The organism is Pontibacter sp. LHS2 (assembly GCF_058932845.1).
Window position 1 is genome coordinate 109,399 of the sequence record NZ_JBZYWG010000003.1, and the last position, 19,814, is coordinate 129,212.

Annotated in this window: 15 protein-coding genes; 8 read left to right on the top strand and 7 right to left on the bottom strand. The window is 47.8% G+C overall.

Features of this window, described 5'->3' with window-relative positions; translation table 11 throughout:
• Positions 1-22: 22 nt before the first annotated feature.
• From AC5FX6_RS13675 to AC5FX6_RS13690, 4 genes are all read left to right on the top strand, one after another.
• Positions 23-1,456, top strand: a complete 1,434-nt coding sequence (locus AC5FX6_RS13675) for a PKD domain-containing protein (protein WP_493597617.1) — start codon at positions 23-25, stop codon at positions 1,454-1,456.
• A 129-nt stretch (positions 1,457-1,585) separates the two neighbouring features.
• A complete protein-coding gene (locus AC5FX6_RS13680) occupies positions 1,586-2,467 on the top strand; it encodes a glycoside hydrolase family 16 protein (RefSeq protein ID WP_493597618.1) in 882 nt (293 codons plus the stop codon).
• A gap of 78 nt (positions 2,468-2,545) precedes the next feature.
• Positions 2,546-4,000 carry a glycoside hydrolase family 30 protein gene (locus AC5FX6_RS13685; protein WP_493597619.1) on the top strand — a complete coding sequence of 485 codons (1,455 nt, stop codon included), beginning with the start codon at positions 2,546-2,548 and terminating at the stop codon, positions 3,998-4,000.
• Positions 4,001-4,216: 216 nt separating this feature from the next.
• On the top strand, positions 4,217-6,598 hold the full coding sequence (locus tag AC5FX6_RS13690; protein WP_493597620.1) for a glycoside hydrolase family 3 N-terminal domain-containing protein: 2,382 nt from the start codon (positions 4,217-4,219) through the stop codon (positions 6,596-6,598).
• Between the two features lie 153 nt (positions 6,599-6,751).
• Here the strand turns inward: AC5FX6_RS13690 and AC5FX6_RS13695 are convergent, their stop codons facing one another.
• The 4 genes from AC5FX6_RS13695 to AC5FX6_RS13710 form a co-directional block, all read right to left on the bottom strand.
• Positions 6,752-7,876, bottom strand: coding sequence for a redoxin domain-containing protein (locus AC5FX6_RS13695; protein WP_493597621.1), 1,125 nt, complete (start codon positions 7,874-7,876; stop codon positions 6,752-6,754).
• Between the two features lie 61 nt (positions 7,877-7,937).
• Entirely contained in the window at positions 7,938-10,730 is a 2,793-nt protein-coding gene (locus AC5FX6_RS13700) for a triple tyrosine motif-containing protein (RefSeq protein ID WP_493597622.1), read from the bottom strand.
• Positions 10,731-11,014: 284 nt separating this feature from the next.
• Positions 11,015-12,295 (bottom strand): erythromycin esterase family protein, encoded by a 1,281-nt coding sequence (locus AC5FX6_RS13705; RefSeq protein ID WP_493597623.1) that lies wholly within the window; start codon positions 12,293-12,295, stop codon positions 11,015-11,017.
• A 148-nt stretch (positions 12,296-12,443) separates the two neighbouring features.
• Entirely contained in the window at positions 12,444-13,172 is a 729-nt protein-coding gene (locus AC5FX6_RS13710) for a DUF4197 domain-containing protein (protein ID WP_493597624.1), read from the bottom strand.
• Positions 13,173-13,318: 146 nt separating this feature from the next.
• Here AC5FX6_RS13710 and AC5FX6_RS13715 point away from each other — a divergent pair, with 146 nt between their 5' ends.
• Both AC5FX6_RS13715 and AC5FX6_RS13720 read left to right on the top strand, forming a co-directional pair.
• Entirely contained in the window at positions 13,319-14,578 is a 1,260-nt protein-coding gene (locus tag AC5FX6_RS13715) for a competence/damage-inducible protein A (RefSeq protein WP_493597625.1), read from the top strand.
• A 116-nt stretch (positions 14,579-14,694) separates the two neighbouring features.
• Positions 14,695-16,065, top strand: coding sequence for a dihydrolipoamide acetyltransferase family protein (locus AC5FX6_RS13720; RefSeq protein WP_493597626.1), 1,371 nt, complete (start codon positions 14,695-14,697; stop codon positions 16,063-16,065).
• Between the two features lie 107 nt (positions 16,066-16,172).
• On the opposite strand, the gene AC5FX6_RS13725 is transcribed toward AC5FX6_RS13720, so the two are convergent.
• Genes AC5FX6_RS13725 through AC5FX6_RS13735 form a run of 3 tightly spaced genes read right to left on the bottom strand, consistent with a single transcriptional unit; the run spans position 16,173 to position 18,359 of the window.
• Positions 16,173-16,697 (bottom strand): hypothetical protein, encoded by a 525-nt coding sequence (locus AC5FX6_RS13725; RefSeq protein ID WP_493597627.1) that lies wholly within the window; start codon positions 16,695-16,697, stop codon positions 16,173-16,175.
• Positions 16,698-16,719: 22 nt separating this feature from the next.
• Entirely contained in the window at positions 16,720-17,013 is a 294-nt protein-coding gene (locus AC5FX6_RS13730) for a hypothetical protein (RefSeq protein ID WP_493597628.1), read from the bottom strand.
• A gap of 8 nt (positions 17,014-17,021) precedes the next feature.
• Positions 17,022-18,359: a hypothetical protein gene (locus tag AC5FX6_RS13735; RefSeq protein ID WP_493597629.1), complete on the bottom strand. Its 1,338-nt coding sequence runs from the start codon at positions 18,357-18,359 to the stop codon at positions 17,022-17,024.
• Positions 18,360-18,614: 255 nt separating this feature from the next.
• Between AC5FX6_RS13735 and AC5FX6_RS13740 the strand changes: the two genes are divergently transcribed.
• Both AC5FX6_RS13740 and AC5FX6_RS13745 read left to right on the top strand, forming a co-directional pair.
• Positions 18,615-19,130 carry a hypothetical protein gene (locus AC5FX6_RS13740; protein ID WP_493597630.1) on the top strand — a complete coding sequence of 172 codons (516 nt, stop codon included), beginning with the start codon at positions 18,615-18,617 and terminating at the stop codon, positions 19,128-19,130.
• Between the two features lie 51 nt (positions 19,131-19,181).
• Entirely contained in the window at positions 19,182-19,778 is a 597-nt protein-coding gene (locus tag AC5FX6_RS13745) for a hypothetical protein (RefSeq protein WP_493597631.1), read from the top strand.
• Positions 19,779-19,814 lie beyond the last annotated feature (36 nt).

A 19,814-nucleotide genomic window follows, 5' to 3' on the forward strand; every position in this document is an offset into this window, starting at 1 on the left:
GATACTAAAACTGAAAAAGATCATGAGATATAATAAAATCATAAAAGGCCTTTGCTTTTACCTGGCAATAGCGCTGACGGCGGTGAGCCACACAGGCTGTACCCCGGATGAAATAGACGGTGGGCTGTCTCCAGCACCAAAATCAGAGATGGTACAGTTTACGGCTACTCCAACAGCCGACAACCCTAACATCATCACGTTCACAAACACCACACCTGGCACTTTCAAAGCTATCTGGGATTTCGGTAACGGGAACTCTGCGGAGGGAAATCAGGTGAGCGGTGCCTATCCTGTAGAAGGCAGTTACACTGTAAAGCTTACCGTGATCACCAACGGTGGCCACGCCTCCAACACGCAGACCGTCAACATCGCCCAAACGAATGTGACAATGCTGGACAGAGAGGACTATAACACGCTAACAGGCGGGGGCGCTTCCAACGCCACTGGCAAAACCTGGGTAATCGATCGTCATAAAGCAGGCCACATGGGCGTGGGACCTATTGCGGCGGCAACTCCAGAGTGGTGGTCAGCACCGCCTAACGACAAAGCCTCCGAAGGTCTGTATGACGACGAAATGACCTTTAACCTGAACGGCTTCGCCTATACCTACAAAAATAACGGAAACACCTTTGTGAACGGCGCAAACGCAGCAGGACTGGGTGGTGCTACGCAGGGTGCAGATTATACCTTGTCGTACACTCCGCCGACCAACATGACATGGAGCATTGCTGAAGAAGGTGCCAAAAAGTATCTGGTACTTTCCAACAATGGTTTCATTGGCTACTACACAGGTGTATCGCGTTACGAAATTCTTTCGCTTTCAGAAAACGAGCTATACCTGAAAGCAGCAGATAATGCAAACGCTGCCAATGCCTGGTGGCTGCGCCTGGTGCCGAAAGGATTTGAACACCCGGTAGAACCACGCGAGGTCAAAATGGAAAACATGTTCGACAGCTTTGACGGAAACGGCAACATGGTCTGGAAGAAGGACAATCTCATGTTCAATGAGAGCTACGACAACCCTGCCCCTCTCCCGATCAACACGTCGCCTAAGGTTGCCATGTACGTGAAGCAGGAAGGTGAAGCTTTCGCATTTGCTAACCTGTTTGCTGACTATGGCTACAACTTCGATCTGTCTACCCGCAATGTGTTCAAGCTGAAAGTGTTCATGCCGAGCTACAACGACTTCACAACCATGGCTGGCTATGACTGGGCGATCAAAACGATGCTGAAGCAGGTTTCAGTAAAACTGCAGGACGGCACTGCTGCTCAGCCATGGGAAAACCAGGTAGAGATTAAGAAAGAAGTAACACAGTTGGATAAGTGGGTGGAACTGACCTTTGACTTCTCGCCCTACACTAGCAGAAAAGACCTGAACAGAATCGTGATCCAGATCGGCGGCGAAGGCCACTTTATACCTGGCATATTCTTTATCGATGACTTTAAATTAGAATAGTAGTAGTAGTAGTAGTGATGCTTAAAAGCAGCCGGGTTCCGCTGTTGGCCTGGCTGCCTTTTTCACTGCTCTCCACTCACTCTGTAGACTATCTCACCCGCCACATCACTCCAATAGGGAACAAAGCACATGCTTTACACTTACACCATCAAACCAATGCATATAATATTTGCAGTCATAGCGTACTGCCTTTCTTTTACGATGTGCTCCTGCTCCTCTAGCAAGGAGGAGCCGCAGCCCTTCATTTCTAAGCCCAAAGCACCAGAAGATCTCAACTGGCAGTTTGAAAGCTCGCCTGTCTGGGCTGATGAATTTGACTACAATGGTAAGCCAAATACAGATAAATGGGGCTATGACATTGGCGGCACAGGCTGGGGCAACAACGAACTGCAGTATTATACCGACAACATCAGTAATGCGAATGTTTCAGATGGTACGCTGAAGATCACGGCCAGAAAAGAAACCACGGATAACAGGGAGTACTCCTCTGCGAGGCTGGTTACAAAAAACAAAGGTGACTTCTTGTATGGCCGATTCGAGTTCAGAGCCAAGTTACCGACCGGCCGAGGCACATGGCCAGCCATTTGGATGCTTCCAACCGACTGGGCTTACGGCGGATGGCCAAAGTCTGGGGAGATTGACGTGATGGAGCATGTGGGCTACGACCAAAACAATGTGCACATCACTGTGCATACCGAGGCATACAATCACAGCAAAAACACCCAAAAAGGAAAAAGCAAGATCATAGAAACTGCCAGCACGGCTTTCCACCTGTACCGCGTGGACTGGACACCTTATGCCATCAGAGGCTATATTGACAATATTCCTGTCTTTGAGTTCATCAACGAGGGCAAGGGTTCCGACTTCTGGCCTTTTGACAAGCGCTTTCACCTACTGTTGAACATTGCCGTGGGCGGTAACTGGGGTGGAGCACAGGGTGTGGATCCGAGTGTGTATCCGCAGACGATGGAAGTTGACTACGTGCGGGTATACAAGATGATACAGAAGTAAACTGCGAAGCAGCTATACCTACCAGTTGCCTTATGAAACCTCACCTATACCTGAGAAACTAAGAAAACCAGACTGCCCATGAAACACTTTGCCGCCATGAGATTTGGAAAGACCTGTCTGCTCTTACTGGTTTTGCCCCTGTTGCTCTCCTGCAAAAAGGAAGTGTCACAGGCCGATCAGGAAGGAGAGTTAGCAGAGAAAACCCGATCGGGCAAAGTGGACTTTTGGTTGACAGACCCTGCTAATGCAGTGCTCTTTAAGCAACAGACGGCAGCGCTTCGTTTTGGAACAGCCACTAGTCAGCACCCTACTATTGAGGTAGACACCACGGCGACTTTCCAGACCATGGATGGCTTTGGCTATACCTTGACAGGAGGTAGCGCCATGTTGCTGAACCGGATGTCCGCCACCGATAGGGCCAATTTGCTGCAAGAGCTTTTCTCGACAGAGGGCAATGGTATTGGGGTAAACTACCTGCGCCTCAGCATTGGAGCCTCTGACCTGAGTAGCTTTGTTTTTTCTTATAACGATCTGCCTGCCGGACAGACAGATCCTGCCATGGCAAAGTTTGACCTGGGTCCTGACCGTGCCGATCTTATACCTGTGCTGAAGGAAATATTAGCCATCAACCCGGATATCAAACTGATGGGCTCGCCCTGGTCCCCTCCTACCTGGATGAAAACCAATAACAGCTCCATTGGCGGCAGTTTGAAACCTGAGTTTTATGATGCCTATGCCAGGTATTTTGTGCGATATGTGCAGGATATGGCGGCTGAAGGTATTCGCATAGATGCGATCACGCTACAAAACGAGCCGCTTCATCCCGGCAATAATCCGAGTCTGTTGATGCAGGCTCCTGAACAGGCCCAGTTTATAAAGCAAAGCCTCGGTCCAGCTTTCAGGGCTGCTGGACTCGATACCAAGATCATCATCTACGATCACAATGCCGACCGTGTAGACTATCCGATCAGCATCCTCAACGACCCGGAAGCCAAACAGTACATTGACGGATCAGCCTTTCACCTATACGGAGGCACCATTGATGCGCTGAGCCAGGTACACGAAGCGCATCCTGACAAAAATCTGTACTTCACAGAACAATGGGTGGGTGCACCAGGCAACCTAGCTGGGGACTTGCATTGGCATACCAAAAATCTGATCATCGGTGCTACCCGCAACTGGTGCAAAACGGTGCTGGAGTGGAACCTGGCAGCCGATGCCAACCAGGACCCGCATACCAAAGGGGGCTGCACTGAATGTCTGGGCGCCATCACCATTGACAAAGGTATAACCCGCAATCCTGCCTACTACGTGGTAGCGCATGCCGCTAAGTTTGTGCGGGATGGCTCTGTGCGAGTAGGCTCTACAATGACGGACGGCTTGCCTAATGTGGCTTTCAGGACTCCAACCGGTGATAAAGTACTGATTGTGCTGAATGATGGCCAGACCACTGCAACTTTCAACATACAGTTTAATGGAAAATCTGTTACCACCAGCCTCGCAAAAGGGGCAGTAGGCACTTATGTATGGTAAAGCAACGAACCAAAACAGTCCGAAAATGGAAACCCGCCAGCACCGGGAAGACCAACCATTTTTGTTCATTCCCGCAAGGAGTCAAGAACCAATCCAGCTTTACCAGGCAGGTCGAATTACTGCTCAGGCTGAAGCCAGAAGAAACAAATCCAATTGACTAACAGCTACCTCGCCCTAAAGCAAGGTCTAACATTAAGTTTACAAAACTGATACAGCATGAAATTAAAGAATACAACCCTGACAGCTTTTGCGGCTTGCCTGCTGCTAGCTAACTGCCAGACTCCAAAACCAGTCGCTGAGCCTGCTGACACCACGGTGACAAGTGTGCAGGCAGCGCCACCACTCTCCGAGGTCGACCGCAAAATAGAGGACATGCTCAGCAAGATGACGCTCGAGGAGAAAGTCGGTCAGATGGCTCAAATTACGCTCGACGTGGTGGGTAAAGGGGAGAACAGGTATAGTAGTTTCGAGCCGTTTGAGCTTGATATGGTGGAGTTGCGCAAGGCGCTGGTTGATTACAAAATCGGCTCTATCCTGAATACAGCCAATAACCGCGCCCGCACCCCAGAGCAGTGGTATGCGGTCATCAGTCAGATACAGGACATGGCCATGAACCAGACCCGTATGAAGATACCTGTGATCTATGGTGTGGACCAGATTCATGGGGCAACTTACACGGCCGGTGGCACCATGTTCCCGCAACAGATTGGACAGGCAGCCAGCCGCAACCGTGACCTTGTGCGACGTGGCGCCGAGATCACGGCCTACGAAACCCGCGCCAGCTCCATTCCCTGGAACTTCTCCCCTGTGCTGGACATAGGCCCTGACCCGCGTTTCTCCCGTCAGTTTGAGACCTTCGGTGAAGATCCTTATCTGATTTCTGAACTTGGCCTTGAGATGATCAATGGCTACGAAGGAGAAGACAATAATATTGGTCATCCGGAGCACGTGGCTTCGTGCATGAAGCACTTCCTGGGTTATCAGGTACCGACATCCGGCAAAGACCGAACTCCTACTTATATACCGGAGGAAGCACTGCGTGAGTACCACTTACCTCCTTTTAAAGCGGCGATCGAGGCGGGTTCTCAAACCATCATGATCAATTCCGGCATCATCAATGGCGTGCCAGTGCACTCCAACCCTGACATCCTCACCAAACTATTAAAAGAGGAGCTCGGGTTTAAAGGCCTGGTAGTGACGGACTGGGGTGATATAGAATACCTGCATACCCGCGATAAGGTAGCCCCTACCATGAAGGATGCCATCGCAATGGCCATCAACGCGGGTGTGGATATGTCGATGATCGCGTATCAGTATGAGCCGTTCTGCGAAGGTTTGGTAGAACTGGTAAAGGAAGGCAAAGTAAAGCAGGAACGTATAGACGATGCCATACGGCGCATTTTGCGCGTGAAGCATAACCTGAACCTGTTCGAGAAACCAACCACCAATCCGAAAGACTACCCGAAATTTGGCAGTAAAGAATTTGAGCAGGCTGCTTACCAAATGGCCGCCGAGTCGATCACCTTGCTCAAAAACGACAAAAACGTGTTGCCACTTCGCAAGAACATGAAAGTGCTGGTAACCGGGCCGAACGCCAACAGCATGCGCACCCTGAACGGTGCCTGGACCTATTCCTGGCAGGGCGAGAAAGTAGAGGAATTTGCGGGCAAGTATAATACCATTGTAGAGTCGCTGCAAAATGAGATTGGTGCTGCTAATGTCAACTTTGTGCCTGGTGTGAGCTACAAAATGGATGGCTTTTACTACGAGGAATACGCCGACAAAATGGAGCAGGCTGTGGCTGCCGCTAAAAAGGCTGATGTGATCATCCTTTGCCTCGGTGAAAACACATCTACCGAAACTCCAGGCAACATCAACGATATCTACATTTCCGATTTACAGACAGAATTGGCTAAGAAAATGGCTCAGACAGGCAAGCCGGTCATTCTGGTGCTGAACGAAGGTCGTCCGCGTGTGATCAGCAAATTTGAGCAGCAAATGCAGGCTATCGTACAGATTTACCAGCCTGGCAACTTCGGAGGCGATGCCCTGGCCGATGTGCTGTTTGGCGATGTGAACCCGTCGGGTAAGCTGCCTTACAACTACCCACGTTACCCGAATGCGCTTGTGCCATTCATACACAAGCCGTCTGCAGAGCAACGCAAAGCTGAAGGGGTATACAACTATGAAGCCGACTACAATCCGCAGTACGAGTTTGGCCATGGCCTGAGCTATACCACGTTTGCCTACGAAAACCTGACGGTGAAAGAAAGCATTAAGATGGACGAGCCAATTGTGGTGAGCATCAAAGTAACCAATACAGGCGCCAGAGAAGGAAAAGAGTCCGTGCACCTCTATACCTCCGACCTGTACGCTTCAGGTATAACTCCAGACGTGAAACGCCTGCGTCGCTTTGAGAAAATAAATTTGAAGCCGCAGGAAAGCAGAACCCTCACATTTACCCTGACTGCGGATGACCTGAGCTATACCAACCGCGAGGGCAAGAAGGTAACCGAAGCCGGCGAATTTGAAATACGCATTGGCAACCAGGTGAAGAAATTTACCCTGCTGGATGCTGATGCCAGAGTATCGAAGTAGTAGTGATAGTAGATTAACTATAGTGAGCATATTGATTAAAAAGCAAGCGCCCGGTGATGCCGGGCGCTTGCTTTTTACAGAATAGAGATTTATGCACTAAACGAGCTTAATCAGCCAAAACAGAACACTTATAATCTATGGCATTATGTGGCCTCAGTCCAAAATTTCTGCTAAACGTTCATTTAGCTCCTCACCTCTTAAGTTTCTGCCTACAATTATGCCATCCTTACCAATGAGGAAGTTATCAGGAATTCCATTTATGCCGTAAATCAGAGCTGCTGTGTTTTTGTCTCCGTTCAGTTCGCTTACATGTATCCATGGTAATTTGTCTTTCTCAATGGCCTTTTGCCAATGGGTTTTGTTTGCGTCCAACGAAACTGCCAGAATTTCGAATCCTTTGTCTTTATAACTATAATAGGTTTTAACAAGGTTTGGATTCTCAGCACGGCATGGCCCGCACCAAGATGCCCAGAACTCAAGCAAGACAAGCTTCCCCTTCAGGTCTGAGAGTTGAACGGTAGTACCATCAAGCGCCTGCTGCGAAAAGTCTGCAAACGGTTCTCCTATCTTCGGATTTTTGTTAAGCCGCAGGTAGTCTGCTATTGCTTTACCGTACTTAGAACGCTTGTTTACTTCCGAAAAGCCATTGAAAAGCTCATCGGTTTTCGCTTTTCCCCAAGTTGAACTGTATACACTTAGTATGTAAGCGCTGATGATACTATTTGGCTTACTCTGCACGTAACTAATGTAACGCTGTCTTTCCGCTTCATCCAGCTCTTGCAATACACGTCTCAAATCTGCTTTCTCTTCCTTTGTTGATGTTTTGTTTTCCAACAAAACCCTTACACTGTCCTGGCTTTTTCTTATAGGCAGAAGATTGGAGTAGAATATTTTGTCTTCAGACTCTGTTTCAGAACCTGTAATGACCGCTTGTTTGAACTTGCCCTTTTCTCCTTCGAAGATAATTTCTTTATTCTCTAACCAGAAAAAGGTATAATTACTTAAATCCTTAGTTTTTAGCAGCGTATGCAACACTGGCACTTCAATTTTACCAGCTAGCTCAAACTTTTCGTCCAGCACCATGGCAGAATCCAGCGACCTATTAAGGCTCGTATTATCAGCATCCTCTAGATAGAGCATGGTGCTGTCAGCAAGGCCTTTGGCAATGCCTTTAATTACAAATCCATCAGCAGGTATGGAGGAGGAATTTATTTTAATCTCGGTGCAGCTGACTCCCAGCAAAAAGACACTCAGGGTCAAAATGTAAATTTGTTTCATATAGGTCGTTTGGATTAGTTTTCAAATTCACATTGCAGGTATTACTTTTCTTGCCCTCCAGTTAATACCTCAATATCACATCCGCCAGGTTCTCCTCCTGCTCGAGGTTCATCTTCTTTCGGATTCTATACCTGCTCGTTTCTACTCCCCTTAACGAAAGCTTGAGCAACGCAGCGATATCCTTGCTGGATAGGTTGAGACGCAAATAGGCGCACATCTTCAAATCTTTGTGAGTCAGCTCCGGGTAGTCATGACTCAGGCGTTTGAGGAAGTCCTGGTGCACTTGATTAAAATGGGTTTCGAACTGCTCCCAGTTATTTTCGATCTTGATCTCCTCCTCCACAGCCCGCAGAATTTTGCGCAGTTGTAGGCGGGTCTCCTTTTCGCCTACCTCGTCCATTAGCCGTTGCAACTGCTCCTTCACTTTGTGCACCGCCTCTACATTGTGCATCACGTGCAGGGCTGATGAGGTCAGTTCCTGGGTCTTGTGGTTGAGCTCGCTTTCCAGCTTTTCATTGTTGAGTCGGATAATCTCTTTCTCAGCTTTCAGCACCTCTTCCATATGCTGCGCCTCTTTCAGTCTTAGCGCCTTCTCTTGTTCTTGTTGCAGCTTTATTTTTGCCTGGTGCACACGGCGGTCCATTATATTCCAGACCAGGTATGCCAGCAGTAGACCCAATAGCACATACAAAGCATAGGCCCAAACCGACCTGTACCACGGCGGAGATATCGTGAATTCGTAGCTTGCTTCCTCACTTTCCTGGTTGTACACGTTTCGGGCCTTTACCCGGAAGGTATAGGTCCCCTCCCGAAGATTGGTATACTCCTTTTGCAAAGTGCTGCCCCAGGGCGACCAGTCTTCATCAAAGCCCTCCAGGTAGTAACGGTATTGCACATCCTCAATACCGTCATAGAGTATCGCTCCGAAGGCGAACTTGAGGGAGTTCAGCGCATACGGCAAGGTGGGGATGCTGTGTCCGGGCTGCACGTTTTCAACCAGGCCATTATTCACAAACGAGCCACCGTAGATCAGCGAATCACTGGCCTGTTTCCGGACTTCCACCTGACGAATCAAGGTATAGAACTTCTCCTGCAAGCTGTTCTTCTGCAGAAAGTTTGGCTGGTACTGCACAAAGCCTTCGTCTATACCTATCAGCACATTCTGATTGTTGTAGTAGGCAATGTGCTCAAAGCCGCCTACCAGCTTTCCTTCCAGCTTATTAAACACGTTTTTGATTACCTCGTAACTTCCGTTGCTCAGCTTTCTGATCAGGCCCATCTCGTCCCCTGCCGAAAACCAGATATTGCCTTCTTTGTCTTCAACCAGCTTTCTAACCTGTACATTCCGGCTGAAGAGCTTATTCAATTCATCGTATACCTCAAAGCGATCGGTCCTGCTGTTGAATACATAAACCCCTTGCAGCCCTGTAAAGACCAGCTTGCCGTTAATCTTGTACACATTGATGCCTAAGTTGGAAGGCAAGCCGTTTTTCTCACCATAAAAAGCCACCTGCTCTACTTTTGCCAGGTCATTGGACAACTTGATTTTGAATAAACCGATGTAGCCGTGCGCCACCCAGATGTTGCCATCGCTGTCCTCCTCCATTACTCTGGAAGACTCCTCAAATCCGCTGATTTTATTCTGGAAAACGAGTTTGCCATCGATCATCCTGTACAGCATCAGCCCATGGTAAGTGCCACAGAGGTAGTAGCCTGGTCGCGACTTCAGGGGCAGGAACAGCCATGCTCCCCGGTGCTCCGACAGTCTGACCGCTTTGTTGTCGACGATCTCGAAAGGGCCGTTGTGGTGCGAGAGAATGATTTTTCCGCCGATCTGCTGCAGGTTATATACCTGCCCTTCTGTATTCTCCACCCGCTTCAAAGGCAAAGGGCTTAGCGGATTTTCGTCCTTAGCAATAGGTTTATAGAACAAGCCGTCACTGGTGCCCAGGTATAGCGTGGATTGATTCAACAGGGAGGCATAACCTGTACCCGGCAAACCTAACCTGTTATTGAAAACCTTAAAGGGCGAGTTGACCTCCACGTAGTCGATGCCGTAGTTCAGGGCCAGCCAGAGATTTTCTTTGTGATCCTGATAGATGCTGCGCACGGTGCTGTTTTGCAAGCCCTTGCTGCTGTTGAGGTGCTGGGTAGGCCGACCGTCCATGTCGATCACCACCAGTCCATCCAGGATGGTACCAATGGCATAGCCTTCCGTTAAGGCGGTGGCCGTGTTCACTTTGTTTTTGATCAGGAAATCCTCTACAGGCCAGTTGCTAGGACTGAAGCCATTATACCCATCATAAATAAAAATGCCCCGCTCCTCTGTTATAATCAAGGCCTTTCCGCCAGGGTATGGCAGGATAGAGGCGATGTTATGTTCAGAGATTTTTTCACTGCCCTGAATGCGCACTAGTCGCTCATCCTTGAGTTCATAAATCCCCTGCCCTATTACAGGCACCAACAGCCTGCCCTGTACAAAAAATGGAAAACCAGTTGGGTCGTACGGTGTTTTGTATACCTGTACACTGTCGCCGTCGAAGTGGTAAACGCCCGATACCGTACAGAAAAACACCTCACCGTCTTTGGTAAAAATATTCCAAACATCGGCAAAGGTCTTGTCATCGTCGTTTATGAGGGGCTTAAGCGATACATAGGCCATCATACCTGATTCGTCGGGTTGTAGGTAGCCGAACTCATCCTGACCACCCACATAGACACGTCCTTCCTTATTTACAGCCAGCGAATGCACGGTGGAGCGGTTAGGGAGACCGAGTTTACGCCAGTGGTTACCGTCAAACTCCAGCACGCCATAGTTATTGCCGAAGTACATGATCCCCCGATGGTCTTGCACGACGGCCCAGTTTTGAGGGGAAGCCTGGTATTCTTTAAGAGAATAATTTTTGATATAGGGCACGCCTTCCCCCTTTACCTGTGCAGATAAAGCAGGACATAGAAATAGAAAGAGAAGTAAGACGAAAGAAAAACTTTTCACAATCAGGCTGTGTCATTTGAGACTTTGAATATCAACAATTCAAAGCAAATTTCAAATCAAGCCACGGCAGAAGGCCAATCAAACACAAAAAGCTTATGTCTTCCTAACTTCTTTAACTTTCAAACTCCTAAGCTTTCAAACTTCTAATAGTTCCACGGATATAGCTCCGGCTCTTTGGCGCCTCTTACCTTCATGTGCAGCGGGTGTACGCCTTCTGTTTCGTCAAAGTACAGGAAAGCATCGTAGCGTTCAGGTATAAGAGTAGGCACATAGTTGCCCAGATGTTCCACTTTAGGGTCATAGACCACTCCGATGGCACGGTGCGGGATGCGGTGCTGCAGTTCAGGCACTTCCCGCAGATCTTTGGAAAGGATGATCTTATCGTCAGTGCTCATTTCGTGCAGCATATGTTCCCAACTACCTTCCTTGGCAGGCGGCACATCCATCTTTTGCATAGGCGCTCCCCATGACCGGCTGGCAATCACGTTACCCTGGTATGTTCCGAAGCCCACTAATTTTACCTGATCACGACCATACCTTTCGCGGGCCAGCTGTCCGATGTTAAACATGCCATCATCGGCCATATCGGTGTATTGGGCATCTCCAATGTGCGTGTTATGCTCCCAAACAATGGCTTTGGCATCCGGTCCGTTAAATTCCAGTAAACGGTCCAGCGTTTCCATCATATGTGAGTCACGCACGTTCCAGGAGCCAACTCCTCCCCGGATCATGGCGCGGTAGTACTTTTCGGCATTCACGGCCACCAGCGCATTTTGGGTTGTGTTGAACTCGTGCTCCGGGTCATCCGGGTATACGACGCGCTTTGCCACTTGCTCCAGCATCTGAATCACCTCGTTTTCGCAGTCCGTCGGCACAAAAGCTGTGGCCTGTGCATAGGTCTGCGGATCGCGGTGGAAGGGCTCGAAGCATTGCACAGCGGCTCGCGCAGCTTCTGCAGCTTTGCCATCGTGTTGCTCCATATATTTAAGCACCTGATCTAAGGACTCCCACAAACTGTAAACGTCCAGCCCATAAAAGCCTATCTTATGCTGCGCATCGCGCATGTGGTTGAAGTCGCGGATCCACTCCACCAGCGCGGCCACTTCCCAGTTCGCCCACATCCAGGTAGGCCAGCGACGGTATACGCCGAGTACATCGGCTATCTTGCGCCCTGAGTTCTGGTAGCCCTTTACAAAGCGATTCACGGTATAACATTCCGGCCAATCCCCTTCCACGGCTATGAAATTGAAGCCTTTGTCTTCGATGAGCCGCTTTGAAATAGCCGTACGCCAGGTATAGTATTCAGAAGTGCCGTGCGATGCCTCACCCAGCATCACCACCCGGGCGTCGCCAATTTCTTCTATTAGCTCATCAAGGTCCCTCTCTTTGGTGATAGGGCTGTATTTAAAGCGTTTGTTTTCCATACCTGTCAGGGGGATTATGCGCGTATCTAACTCACTCTTAAAATTTTGTGTATTGTACTTTCAATCCGGTTTTAATGTTTTGCAAAAAAGAAAGCCCGCTGTATCAAACGATACAGCGGGCTTTCTGAAGTACTATAACAGGTATAGCTTAGGACTGATTTTCTTTGGCAAATACCCTACGCAGCAACTCAGTTGTGCGTGCGATCGGGTTTTCGCGGATGTTCGCCTCTTCCTGTGCAATCAGTAGAAATAAACCGTCCATGGCTTTCTGTGTGGCATACTCGTCCAGGTTCGGGTTTACCTTCTGCACTAGTGGAATTTGGTTGTACTGGGTCACCAGGTCGGTATAGTAGCGGGTTGCATTTGTCTTCTCCAGTGATTGCTGGATAACCGGCATAAAGGCATTTTGCAACTGCGTGGAAGTTGTGCGCTTCAGGTACTGCGTGGCGGCGTCTTTGTCACCTTTCAGGATTCCCCATGCATCGGCAATGCTCATCTGCTTGATAGCATTCACAAAGATCGGCACAGCACTCTTTGCCGCGTCTTCAGCTCCACGGTTCAAGGTCATCACGAAGCGATCCACTTCTTTGCCCAGGCCTACCTGACGGAGCGTGTTTTCCACCTTTTGCACATCCGGTGGGAAAGGTATACGGATCAGGGAGTTCTTATAATAGCCGTCTGTCTGAGAGGCTTGGTTCGAGCCTTTGGTAATGCCCACTTCCAGCGCCTGTTTCAGACCGGAAGCTACTTCTTCGCGGGTAACGGCACCTCCGGTTCCGGCCATCACGCCATCTACGGTTCGTTGAATATCGGCCACCGTACAGGCTGAGGCACCCAGGGTGAGGGCTACGAGTGAGGTGTAGAGTAATTTTTTCATGGGTTGTTCTTTTTGTTTGTCAGGCTATACCTGCGCATTGGCTAAAATTACGGAAAATAATACTTGTCCTGCGTCAAATCGCCCGAACATCTTTAACTTGAATGAGTTTTACTTGGCAACGCACAAATCAGACCAAAATTAATTTTATGAAAGCGGTATATGCAGAAATCATTACGGTAGGCGACGAGATCCTGTATGGGCAGATAGTGGACACCAACTCTGCCTGGATGGGAACGGAGCTCACCAAAATAGGTATACGGGTAAAGCAGATCACCTCGATTTCGGATGAAACAAGCCACATCGTACAGGCGCTGGATGATGCCCGCAGCCGTGCCGACATCATTCTGATCACCGGTGGCCTTGGCCCTACCAAAGACGACCTCACCAAAAACGTGCTGGCTGACTACTTCCATACCGAGCTCAAACTGGATGAGCAATCGCTGGCCGATGTGACTGAGCTGTTCAAAAGCCGGGGCTATGCCCTGACAGAGTTGAACCGGCAACAAGCTTTTCTGCCAGCTTCCTGCACACCGGTGCGCAACGTGCTGGGCACCGCGCCGGGTATGTGGTTTGAGGATGAAGGGAAAGTGTTCGTGTCGATGCCGGGGGTGCCGTTTGAGATGAAGCGCATGATGGAAGACACAGTGCTCCCACAGTTAAAGGCTTACTTCAAAACCCCGCACATTATCCACAGAGTGATTCAGACGGTAGGTATACCCGAGTCGATGCTGGCCGAGAAGCTGGAAGATTGGGAAACGAGCCTGCCTGCGCACATCCGGCTGGCCTACCTGCCCCACCTCGGGGGCGTGCGCCTGCGCCTGACCGGCACCAGCGACAATGCCGAACAATTGGAAACAGAACTGGAAACAGAAGTCAGCAAGCTCTCGGCACTCGTACCCAAACACATCTTTGCCTATGGCGAAGTGCCGTTGGAAGAAGCCCTTGGAACTTTGCTGAAAGAAAGGGGCCTGACCATCGCAGCCGCCGAAAGTTGCACGGGTGGTTATCTGGCGCACCGCATCACGAGCGTGCCGGGCAGCTCGGCCTATTTCATGGGCGGTGTGGTGGCCTACGACAATAGCGTAAAAATGCAGGTGCTGAGCGTAAAGTCCGAAACCCTGCAACAACACGGCGCTGTGAGCGAAGCCACGGTGCTGGAGATGGCCCAGAACGTACGCAAGATGCTCAACACCGACATCGGCGTAGCTACCAGCGGCATTGCCGGCCCCGACGGTGGCACAGCCGAAAAGCCCGTTGGCACCATCTGGATTGCTTATGCCGACCAGCACGGCAGCCGCGCAAAACTTTTGCAGTACAACAAAAACCGACAGCTCAATATTGAGTATACTGCCTTGGCCGTGCTCAACCTCGTACGCCAAAGTTTGAATATAGCGGTTGAGGAATAGGCTAAAATCATTAACTTTGTTTGCAAATTCGGGTCGCCAGGTATAGCGTGGCTTTGCTTTTCTGTGTCTTGAGGCCCAAAAAACTGTCCCTTAATAGAACAACGAATAAACAAAATATGGCACTTGTAGAAATGGTTATGCCCAAAATGGGCGAGAGTATCATGGAAGGTACCGTTCTGAAATGGCTTAAAAACGTGGGTGACTCCATCGAGCAAGACGAATCGGTGCTGGAAGTAGCTACAGACAAAGTGGACACGGAAGTACCTGCCATCCAAGGCGGCGTACTGAAGGAGATACTGGTACAGGAAGGTGACGTGGTAGCCGTGGGCGCCCCGATCGCCATCATCTCTACCAACGGCGAAGACACTGCCGCTCCTGCTGCTCCGGCCGCTGCTGAAGTACCAGCTGCTGCACCAGCCGCTCAGGCAAATGCGCAGCCTGCAGCCGCTTCTTCTGACGCTGCCGTAGCCAAACTCGACCAGCCAGCTTCTGGCCGTTTCTACTCGCCGCTTGTGCTCAACATTGCCCGCGAAGAAGGCATCTCGATGCAGGAACTGGAGTACGTACCGGGTACTGGCAAAGAAGGTCGTGTGTCAAAGAAAGACATCCTGACTTACGTAGAGAGCCGCAAAAACGCACCACAGCAAGCCGCCGCTCCGCAAGCCCAGCCGCAGGCACAGGCTCCAGCCGCAGCACCGCAACCACAGGCCGCTCCAGCTGCTCAGCCACAGGCGCAAGCTGCACCAGCCGCTTCTAAACCAGCCGCCTCTTACAGCGGAAACGTGGAGATCATTGAGATGGACCGCATGCGCAAAATGATTGCCGACCGCATGGTGGATAGCAAGCGCGTATCGCCGCACGTGACTTCGTTTGTGGAAGCCGATGTGACTAACATCGTGAACTGGAGAAACAAGTGGAAAAACGACTATAAGAAACGTGAAGGTGAAAACCTGACGTTCACGCCAATCTTCATCGACGCGATTGCCAAAGCCATCAAGGATTTCCCGATGATCAACGTGTCCGTGGACGGTGGCAACATCATCCGTCATAAAGACATCAACATTGGTATGGCCGTGGCCCTGCCAAGCGGTAACCTGATCGTGCCGAACATCAAAAACGCCGACCAGCTGAACCTGAACGGCCTGACCAAGAAGGTGAACGACCTGGCCAACCGTGGCCGCATAAACAAGCTGACTCCGGACGACCTGTCTGGCGGTACTTATACCGTGTCGAACGTAGGTTCATTTGGCAACGTGATGGGTACACCGATCATCATGCAGCCGCAAGTAGCGATTATGGCCGTTGGCGCCATCAAAAAGAAGCCGGCCGTGATTGAGACACCTGAAGGCGACCTGATCGGCATCCGTCACTTCATGTTCCTGTCGCACTCCTACGACCACCGCGTAGTGGACGGCTCACTGGGTGGCATGTTCGTGCGGCGTGTGGCAGATTATCTGGAGAACTTCGACGTGAACCAGACGATCTAATTTTGAATTAGAGGTCTTTTGATAAAAGACTTCCCATATAAACAGAAAGCCTGCCTCCAGAAATTGGGGCAGGCTTTTTTGTAGGGATAAGGTTTAGCAGTTATAAGCTAAATAATAATATTAGTGATTACACCAGTTGAGTCATACTCAAAAAGAATTGCCTCATCTGTTGCTGTCCCATTGCTTGTTTTGAAATTTACAAATAGCTGGCCGTCTTCTTTCAGATGATAGGAGTTCGGGAAAATATCTTGCAGGCCACTGATATTATCCCCTACCCTTATATGATGTAGACCATTAAGACTCAGGATAAATGAGCTTGTCTTTATATGAATGCTTGTTAATTTGTCAGCATCAAAATAAAAGCTTGCATTATCGTATATATACTCTTTGTAAATCTTAGTGTCTTGCTCAGAGTTTACATTGTCAATACTTTTAGGTTTTCCTAAAACCGAAGTTAATATTGTAGGGCTATCAGTTAATTTAAATATGGGATTTGTTTCCTTATTAATCCTAATAGCCACTGCTGATGGTGCTATTAAATCTGGCAAAATCGAATTCGTCTGGCTTTGAGCATCGCAGCTATACAAACCTATACAAATGATTACTAGAATTGATAGAATTATTTTTTTCATTGGTACTTACTACTTTTAATAACTATTGTGGATCGGATAGCTTTATAACCCTATCGTCTGATTCATCAAATACAATTTCAATTTGGTCAGAGACATAAATCAGAGGGGGTTGATACAAGTAAATGTAAGTTTGATTTTGCTCGTTAATTACAATATGCCCTGGTTGGCCCATATGCTCTACTACATCTGATTTACTCATCCCAATCTCCACTTTTTTAAATAAACGATAATTTCTTGGGCCTTTCCCAAAAGTTACATATAACAACAAAGTCACTACTAATATTAACAAGGAAACTATTATTACTTTCTTCATCATCTTAAATATTAGGGACATCTTGATTTTACTCTGGATGGGTTATTTAAAGCTGAACGGTTCCCAGAATAAAGAAATGTGATTAAATAATCCAAGAAACCACTAGGATTATGTTTGATGTCAGTACCATATTGATTATAAAAATCGTAGCCTAACTGATTTGAGTAATAGTCTTGATGATCCATTCCGCTCTCATTCAAAGCTACCCACTGCAACATCTCTACACTATTCCCAACTACCGCTCCGTAATAACCAATAACTAGCATATGTCTCAAGTCAATTACGGCACCAGGCACTAGTGGATCAGTAATGTAGCGAATGTTAGGTCCTCCAGGCTGAGAATGCCACAAAGTTATACTTAAATCTCCTCTCTGAGATATTATTTGATCACGTGTAAGACCAAAGTTTTGATTCACGAAATCATTCAAGTCTCGTGTAGGATCATTATGAAAATTAGATAGTTGATTGCAATTTAAATCTTCTGGATCTAATTCTGGTACCTCTGCAGGTGTAAATGTTTCAGGGGCTGGAGTCATTTCACCATCTCCTGGGTTAGAAGGTCCGCCGGGATCTCCACCGCTAGATCCTCCAGGTCCTTCACCTCCACCTGAAGGAACACCTGGATTGTAAGTACCTGATGAACAGTCTGTATCAAAATAAGAGTATGACAAATACCATTCTGTATTATTGCCACATCCACTGACACCACTTGGATAAGAACATCCACCACCTTCTACATTTCCAGAAGTGTAGGTAATTGTTAAAGCACTATCACAACTCCCACCCCAACTACATACTTGCGATGTAGTACAAGCAGTTGCCATTATTTCACCATTCGCACCCTTATCGCCTTTTCTATAAATTTTACCACCTTTATACTTTAGAAGTGATACTTTATTATATTTTAAATTATTAACTAGAACAGTTCCAGTAAAACTATTGAAATTAAATTGTTTTTGACTATGTTCTGGGTTTTCAGAAATATAAGTAACTATAAAATATTCAGTACTCTTACTGCTTTCAACAAATACGATAAACTTTCTAAAACCTTGAACTTTTATCTCTTTTTTAATAATGTCTTTTTGATTTTCATCTAATTTTGGAGTTAGTGGTACATAAGTAGTTACTACTGAATCTATTCGATAAGAATAACCAGCCCAATGAGCTTCCCAATGCAAAATACTATCACCACTAAAAAATTTTTCGGTTAAAAAATCATTATAACCTTTTTCCTTAAATGCTTCTTTTAAAGCGTTCAGATGATCATTATCTACTGCTTGAGTCGAGTCTGTTTTAAGTTCGAGGGTATCAATATCATCTTTATGACATCCATATAATATAAATATCATTAAAAATGAAGTTGTTTCATACACTTCTCTTATTTAGATTAAATATAAAATTCAAAACACATTAATATATCCACTTAAATGAATGCCTATGCAATATATGTAACCTATTAAATATAGAATAAGAATATATTAACAGATAAGTAACTATAATTTTTTTAATTTTTATTATAATCTATCAAATAGATACTCGTTTTTTTTTAAATTTGATCTAAATTATATTAATATTTTAATCACAAAAAGTAACATATTAAAACTATGAGAATTGCCATTGCCTGGATTCTGGCTGCCGTATTCCTGTTTGCAGCCGTTTATTTCTACTGGAAGAAAAATGATGCCGAAAGCCGGTTGCGTATAGCTGATAATAAATTGGCTGAGACCGGTCAGCAACTGGAGCAGGAAGAAGCTGAAGCCGACTCGCTCGAAGACATGATGCTCCCGCCCGATACGATGAGCGTATTACCTCCAGGCGGTGTGGAGTTTGTGGATGAGATGGGTAGCCTGAGTGAAAGCGACATTCAAAAGCTCCGTAAAAAAGGTCTGCGCAACCCAGAGGTGGACCTGCTGAACGACCTGAGCCGTAAACAGCGCCAACTTATACCTACCGAGGGTGTGGTGGGCGGCACTATGACCATCCGTGACAGCCGCATCCTGAACGACCGCTACGCCATGGCCTATTATGAAGACGGCCATATCGGAGGTTATATGATATTGCGTTATGAAGTGAACAATGGGAACATCACATGGCGTGTGGTGGACAGCTCAAGTTTGTAGCCTTCTGCACGATATTTGAGTATAGGAAAACAGGTATAAACCCAAAGCACTATGACGCCACTTTCTTTCCTGTTTCCTGTACTCTTCGCTTTCATCCTCAGCCAGGGCAGTAACCTGCAGTTAGGCCAGGATCTAAACAAAGACGCCAGGATTCTTGCCAACACTTCTGTCTTCATCAGCGATAATGCTACGCTGAGCCCCTCCATGCGGACTGTCGAAAGCGATCTGGAGCTGTTTTATGTCATGGCCAGCATCAACCTATCGCAAAGCAAATACAGCGCAAGACAACAAGGCAAGCACCATATACAGACCTGGCGCTTCAGCGAGGGCAATATCAAGGCCATACACCAGATTGAAACCACCATGGCACTTGATACAGTCGTAACGCAACGCTACCTAGAAGACAGAGCCCCCACCCAGCAGCGCATCCAAAACAATTTCAAGTTTCGCACATACGCTGTTTCTACTACAGATGCGCTGATCAAACTCTACTACCTCACTGAGGATGAGCAAGGCTTACTCGAGTATAAAATCGATGACCGCCACGTGGAACTTATGTATCCGAAGAAAAAGCAAGGCCTGAGTGATATCATGCCGAAAGTGAAAGATGAGCTTGATCAGTTGGTGGTGCAGTTGAGTAAGGAGTAAAAACAGCAGCGGCCGTTCCCTCACAAGAACGGCCGC